The organism is Pseudomonas sp. Kh14 (assembly GCF_900291005.1).
Lineage (GTDB): Bacteria > Pseudomonadota > Gammaproteobacteria > Pseudomonadales > Pseudomonadaceae > Aquipseudomonas > Aquipseudomonas alloputida.
In genome coordinates, this window is sequence record NZ_OLKJ01000039.1 from 1 (window position 1) to 252 (window position 252).

At 59.1% G+C, this 252-nt stretch carries 1 protein-coding gene; it reads right to left on the reverse strand.

Annotation, left to right across the window (positions count from 1 at the left end; all coding sequences use genetic code 11):
- Positions 1–60: 60 nt before the first annotated feature.
- Positions 61–252 (reverse strand): TetR/AcrR family transcriptional regulator (locus tag FQ668_RS27215; RefSeq protein WP_306109847.1); only part of this gene is annotated, 192 nt, incomplete at its 5' end.

Sequence of the window (252 nt, forward strand, 5' to 3'; positions counted from 1 at the left end):
GCGCAAGGGGCATGACAATCTCCTGATCGATGGCACTATCGATAACACTGAGGCCCTGGGTTAGTGCTCCAGGGCCTGGTTGAACGGTACATGGAATTCCTGGCAAAGGGCGTCCACCGCATTGCGGGCGTTGTCGGTGACGAAGCCGAGCTCCAGCACCAGTACCTGGTAGACGCCGCGCTTGAAGGCTTCTTCACCCAGGTGCGCGGAATGTTCCCGCGTGGTGCTGAGAAAACGTACCCAGGACGTCAA